The sequence below is a fragment of the Lentzea sp. NPDC060358 genome, from assembly GCF_042725365.1.
Classification (GTDB): Bacteria; Actinomycetota; Actinomycetes; order Mycobacteriales; family Pseudonocardiaceae; genus Lentzea.
Genome location: NZ_JBHXCW010000370.1, coordinates 1 through 5,501, shown reverse-complemented (window position 1 = coordinate 5,501; position 5,501 = coordinate 1). Strand labels below are relative to the sequence as shown.

6 protein-coding genes are annotated in these 5,501 nt (G+C 72.5%); 2 read left to right on the top strand and 4 right to left on the bottom strand.

Going from position 1 to position 5,501, the window contains the following annotated elements:
* The 3 genes from ACFWGZ_RS39220 to ACFWGZ_RS39210 all read right to left on the bottom strand — a co-directional run.
* On the bottom strand, positions 1–789 hold a 789-nt coding region (locus tag ACFWGZ_RS39220; protein WP_382456665.1), incomplete at its 3' end, for a type II toxin-antitoxin system PemK/MazF family toxin.
* 70 nt (positions 790–859) lie between these two features.
* Positions 860–1,699 carry a RimK family alpha-L-glutamate ligase gene (locus ACFWGZ_RS39215; RefSeq protein WP_382456664.1) on the bottom strand — a complete coding sequence of 280 codons (840 nt, stop codon included), beginning with the start codon at positions 1,697–1,699 and terminating at the stop codon, positions 860–862.
* Complete coding sequence (locus tag ACFWGZ_RS39210) at positions 1,696–1,986, bottom strand: hypothetical protein (protein ID WP_382456663.1); 291 nt, start codon at positions 1,984–1,986, stop codon at positions 1,696–1,698. The genes ACFWGZ_RS39215 and ACFWGZ_RS39210 overlap by 4 nt, the downstream gene beginning before the upstream one ends.
* Before the next feature lie 36 nt (positions 1,987–2,022).
* Here ACFWGZ_RS39210 and ACFWGZ_RS39205 point away from each other — a divergent pair, with 36 nt between their 5' ends.
* Entirely contained in the window at positions 2,023–3,609 is a 1,587-nt protein-coding gene (locus ACFWGZ_RS39205) for a DUF885 domain-containing protein (RefSeq protein ID WP_382456662.1), read from the top strand.
* A 37-nt stretch (positions 3,610–3,646) separates the two neighbouring features.
* Here the strand turns inward: ACFWGZ_RS39205 and ACFWGZ_RS39200 are convergent, their stop codons facing one another.
* A complete protein-coding gene (locus tag ACFWGZ_RS39200) occupies positions 3,647–4,432 on the bottom strand; it encodes a glycoside hydrolase family protein (RefSeq protein ID WP_382456661.1) in 786 nt (261 codons plus the stop codon).
* A 109-nt stretch (positions 4,433–4,541) separates the two neighbouring features.
* Between ACFWGZ_RS39200 and ACFWGZ_RS39195 the strand changes: the two genes are divergently transcribed.
* Positions 4,542–5,483 (top strand): quinone oxidoreductase family protein, encoded by a 942-nt coding sequence (locus tag ACFWGZ_RS39195; protein WP_382456660.1) that lies wholly within the window; start codon positions 4,542–4,544, stop codon positions 5,481–5,483.
* The last annotated feature ends 18 nt before the right edge of the window (positions 5,484–5,501 follow it).

The window sequence follows — 5,501 nt, the reverse complement described above, 5'->3', positions numbered from 1 at the left end:
GGAGATGTCTATAAGAGACAGCCGCTGGGCCGTGGCGTTCGCCGGGTAGGTGTCCTCGATCGTGGACCACGCCCGCGCCGGCGCGTCGCAGATCTTCTGCCTGAAGTCGAGGTGGGACACCTTGACCAGCGGCTCGAGCTTGATCCAGCTCGCCTTCTCCGACCACGGGTGCCAGCCGGCGGGCAGCGCCAGGTAGCCGGGGCGGGTCCCCTGGTCGACGCTGGTGACCTTGAGGACGTACGCGTGCCGCGTGAACGAGCTCACCACCACGCACGGCCGGTCCTTGGCCCGCGGCCCGTCCTCGTCGTAGGTCCCCTCCTCGAACGGCACCAGCGCGGACCACACCTCGCCGCGCGCCGGCCGGACCGGTCCGCCCCGCCAGAGCACACCACCGGCCCGGCGCGCCGGAGCGGGAGCGCCGAGCGCCCGGCCCAGCAGCCGCGAGCCGACGATCCACGCCTGCAGGAAGACCAGGACCACGGCGATCCGGACCGGGTCCGCGTCGAGGACGCCGACGCGCAGGGGATCCAGGGCGAACCACGTCACCACGCCCGACAGCACCAGCAGCACGACCACCCGCGCGGTAGCCTGCCAGAAGCCCGGCCGGACCCGCTGGTGGCGCAGCACGACCCACGTGGCCGCGACCGGTGCCACACCGGCGCCGACGAGCAGCAGGCCGTTGCCCGCCGCCCGCCCGGGGTCGTTCTGCAGGACCCACAGGTACACGGCGGGGAACGACAGGAACCCGGCCGCGACCCACTGGGCGAGGAACTTTCCGATCAACCGCACCACGACGCTCCACTTCGCAACGGCCGCACACGCGACTCGCCGCACGCCGTCGCGTCGCCGGGCAGGCGCGTTACCGCCTGCCCCGGATGGCCGCGCTCAGCCGGGCGGCGGACTCCGGACCGGTGTGCTTGAACCCGAGCGACGGCTCGGTCAGCTCCAGCTCCAGCAGCAGCGGCTCGCCACCGGGCCCCTCCACGACGTCCACCCGCGCGTACAGGAAGTCGTTGCGGCGCAACGACAGCAGCTCAGCCGCCCCGTCGAGCACCTGTTCGGCGAGCGCGACCTGCGCCGCGGCCGGCTCGATGCCGCGCAGCTTCTCCTCCAGGTACAGGCCGGACTCCGACTCGGCGAGGTCCCGCGTCAGCATCGGTCCCTTGTGGAACGAGTGGGAGTACTCGCCCGCGAAGAACACCAGCGCCGTCTCGCCGTGGGCGTCCACACTGGACTGGTACGGCTGCACGAGTGCTTTCACGCCAAGGGCTTCGAAGTGCGCGCGGGCCGCCGCGTGGTCGGTGAACCGCGCGGCGCCGCGCGAGCCCGCGCCGATCGCCGGCTTCACCACGAACTCGCCGTCCGGGAACGAGGGCTCCTCCCCCGGCTCCACGACGGCGGTCGGCACGACGGGAACGCCGCGGCCGGCCAGCTCGACCAGGTAGGACTTGTCGGTGTTCCAGCGCACCACGGACACCGGGTTCGCGAGCGCCGGCACGCGGTCGCACCACGCCAGGAACTCGTCGAGGCGCTCGGTGTAGTCCCAGGTCGCGCGCAGCACCACCAGGTCGGCGTGCACATCGGTGCCCCAGGGCTGCCACGTCACGTCGACGCCGTCGGACCTCAGCGCCTCGACCAGCGCGTCGTCGTCGCCGTCGCCCTCCGGCAGAGCGGCGCAGGACGCGAGCACGACCTTCATGACTGCATCTTGGCCATCTTGCGGCGGTGGGCGGGGCCGATCTTGGCGGCCGCGGTGGTCTCGCGGTCCCACTCCGCGGCCTCGACGCTGTCCGCGGCCTCGACCGCCTGCGTGGCCGACTCGACGTCCTTGGTCATCACGTCGCCCATCGCACCGTCGGCGCCGACCAGCACGATGCGCGCGCCGGAGCGGCCGATCGGCTCCACGACGGCCTTGACCGCGGTGCCCGGCTTGCCGTGGGCCTTCACGAACTCGGCGATGCGCTTCTGCGCGCTTTGATCAGACACCCCCACACTGTAAAACCAGCGGGTAGCTTCAGTCGGGTGACCACCGACACGATCACGTCGTTCCTCTCGTGGTACTTCGACCACCACCCCGCCCACGCCGCCCAGCTCGGCTCGCTCGAGCACTGCTCGACGTTCGGCGACCACTCCGCCGCGGCGTTCGAGCAGGTGGCCAGGGAGAGGAGCGAGTGGGTCGCGCGGCTGGAGCCGTTGCCGAGGTCGGTGGACCGCGACCTCGCGCTGTCCGTGCTGCGCGGCTCGCTGGCGCTGGACACGTGGCCCGGCTGGCGGCGCGACCCGAACGAGTACTCCGGCGTGGTCTTCTTCGGCCTGCTCGGGCCGTTCCTGCACGGGTTGCTGCCCGAGGCCGGGCTCGTCGACGCCTCCGTCGCGAAGCTGCGGGAGGTGCCCGCGGTCCTCGCCGCCGCCGAGGCGAACCTCGACCCGTCGCTCGCGTCGCCGCTGGTCGTGCGGCGGGCGCTCGGCCAGGCGCGGACGGGCCGGTCGTTCCTGCTGGACTCGCTGCCGCTCGAGGTGTCCTCGCCCGAGCTGCGGGCGAAGCTCGTGGAGGCCGCCGTGCCCGCGGCCGAGGCGTTCGACCGGTACGCGGTGTTCCTCGAGGACCTGGGCGTGCGGGCCACCGGCGACTGGCGGATGGGCGAGAAGCTCTACTCGACCCTGTTGCAGGACAAGGAACTGCTCGGCTACGGCGCCCCGGAGCTGCACCAGCGCGGCCAGGACGCCTACGCCTCGCTCGAGGCCGAGCTGGCCGAGCTCGCGGGCACCGCGGACTGGCGGGCGGTGATGAGCGGGCTGCAGGACGACCACCCGCCGACGCTGGAGGCGATGCGCGCGGAGTACGAGGCCGAGACCGCGCGGGCCCGTGCGGCGCTGGTCGAGCACTCGCTCGTGACGCTGCCCGACGGCGAGGAGTGCCGCGTGGTGCCGTCGCCGCCGTTCCACCGCGCGGTGCTGGCCGTCGCGAGCTACGCCGGGCCGCCGCCGCTGACGCCGAAGCGGACCGGCTACTTCTTCGTGCCGTTCACCCCGGACGGCGCCACCGACGAGCAGATCACGCACCGGCTGCGCACCAACTCGCGGTCGCAGCTGCCGACGATCTCGGTGCACGAGGCCTACCCCGGCCACCACTGGCACTCGGCCTGGGTGGCGGCGCAGGGCTCGGCGCACCCGCTGCGCAAGGTGTTCCGCACGCCGTACTTCTCCGAGGGCTGGGCGCTGTACTCGGAGAAGCTGCTCAGGTCGGTCGGCTACTACACGACGCAGGCGGCGGTGATGAGCCACGTCGAGGCGCGGCTGTTCCGGGCGGCGCGCATGATCGTCGACACGGCGCTGCACTGCGGCGACATGACGCCGCCGGAGGCCGAGGCGTTCATGCTGGCGCGCACCGCGTTGACGCCGGGCACCGCGGCGGGCGAGGTGAACAGGTACTGCGCGTGGCCGACCCAGGCGCCGTCGTACCTGACCGGTGCGCTGGAGATCGACCTCATCCGCGACGAGTACCTGGCCGCGGGGCTGGGCTCGCTGCGCGACTTCCACGACCGGATCGCGGGGTCGGGCTCGCTGCCCCTCGGCCTCGCCCGGCGGGTGGCGCTCGGCGAGGACTGACCGGTGTGGCCCGGTGGCGGGACCGGGCCGCGTTCCGCTACGCCGCCCGGTAGGTCCGGCCGGCCGGCGTCAGGCTCGTGCCCGTGGAAAGCCCGGTCGGACTCGTCCTGGTGGACAGGGTGAACCAGGAGTACCGCTCCACGAAGGACAGTCCGTCGAGCATCCGGGTGGACGCGGTGATGAACGCGTTCTGCTGCGACTCGCTCGGGTAGACCGCGCGGCCCGAGCGCCAGTCGATCAGCGCGTACTCGGTGAGCCAGATCGGTTTCTTGTAGCGGTTGTGGACGTTGCGCAGGTAGCCCTCGAGATGTCCGGTCGCGGCGCTCGAGAAGTCCTGGCCGTACCAGTGGATCGGGATGAAGTCGACGCGCAGGTTGCGCGCCGCCGCGCCCGCCATGAACCGGTCGAGCCAGCCGCCCGCGACGTCACCGCCGTAGGCGACCGACGGCGCGCCGAGCCGCAGCCCGGTGCTCTGCAGGCGGGGCCACAGGTCGAGGGCGCGTTCGACGGTCATGTTGGCCTGACCCGCCATGTCGGGTTCGTTGAACCCCAGCAGCTGGCGGCCGTTGGCCTTGGCGTTGTTCAGCTCGGTGTCCGTGACGCTGTTCGCGCCCCAGATCATGGGCACGAACTCGGCGGTGCTCTGGATCCCCCTCCGGTCGGAGGCCCAGGTGTAGTACCAGCGGGCGTCCAACGCGGACATGGCGGCTCCGGCCGGACCGGGGTCGTCGGCCGCGTTCACGCCCTTCTTGGCGGAGACGGCGTGGGATGGAAGCGCTCCCATGAGGAGAAATGCGATCAGCAGCAGGGTTGTTTTTCGCATGGACCGGTCATACCAGGGTCCGGGCGCTCTTTTGCCCGTACGGGCGCCGAGGGGGAACATCGGGTCGTTCACCGGAGTTGTCCCCGGTTGAGCCGATCAAGGAGGACAGATGCCCAAGGCAGTGGTGGTGCGGTCGACCGGTGGCCCGGAGGTGCTGGAGCACTCGGACGTTCCCGCGCTCGAGCCGGGTGAGGGTGAGCTGCTGGTCCGCACGGGCGCGGCCGGGGTGAACTACATCGACACCTACCAGCGCAGCGGCGCCTACCAGATCCCCCTGCCGACCACCCTCGGCCTGGAGGGCGCGGGCGAGGTCGTCGCGTCGAACTCCCCCGACTTCGCCGTGGGCGACCGGGTGGCGTGGATGTCCGTGCTGGGCAGCTACGCCTCGGAGGTGGTGGTCCCGGCGTCGGCCGCCGTCCGCGTGCCCGGTGGGCTGGACGTGGAACAGGCCGCGGCCTCGTTGCTGCAGGGCATCACCGCGCACTACCTGGTCCGCTCGACGTACGCCGTGAAGGAGGGCGACCGGGTTCTCGTGCACGCGGCGGCCGGCGGCGTCGGGCTCCTGCTGACCCAGTGGGCGAAGTCGCTCGGCGCGCACGTCATCGGGACGGTGTCGACCGACGAGAAGGAGGCACTCGCCCGCGAGGCCGGCGCCGACGAGGTGCTGCGCTACGGCGACTTCGCGGCGCAGATCGACAAGGTCGACGTCGTGTACGACGGCGTGGGCCGCGACACGTTCGACCAGTCGCTCGCCTCGCTGAAGCCGCGCGGCCTGCTGGCCCTGTTCGGCGCGTCGTCCGGCCCGGTGCCGCCCGTCGACCCGCAGCGCCTGAACGCGGCGGGGTCGGTGTTCCTGACGCGCCCGTCGACCGGCTCGTACCTGCTGGACCGCGCGGAGTTCGAGTGGCGCGCGTCCGACCTGTTCTCCGCCATCGAGTCCGGGACGCTGAACATCCGGATCGGCGGCCGCTACGCGCTGGCGGAGGCGGCGCAGGCGCACACGGACCTGCAGTCGCGCCGCACGACCGGCAAGCTGCTGCTCGTGCCGTGACCGGAGCGGTCCGGGTGC

Excerpts from the sequence above, each read along its gene's own strand:
- ACFWGZ_RS39215 (WP_382456664.1), bottom strand. The coding sequence starts at position 1,699 with ATGAAGGTCGTGCTCGCGTCCTGCGCCGCTCTGCCGGAGGGCGACGGC.
- ACFWGZ_RS39200 (WP_382456661.1), bottom strand. The coding sequence starts at position 4,432 with ATGCGAAAAACAACCCTGCTGCTGATCGCATTTCTCCTCATGGGAGCG.
- ACFWGZ_RS39195 (WP_382456660.1), top strand. The coding sequence starts at position 4,542 with ATGCCCAAGGCAGTGGTGGTGCGGTCGACCGGTGGCCCGGAGGTGCTG.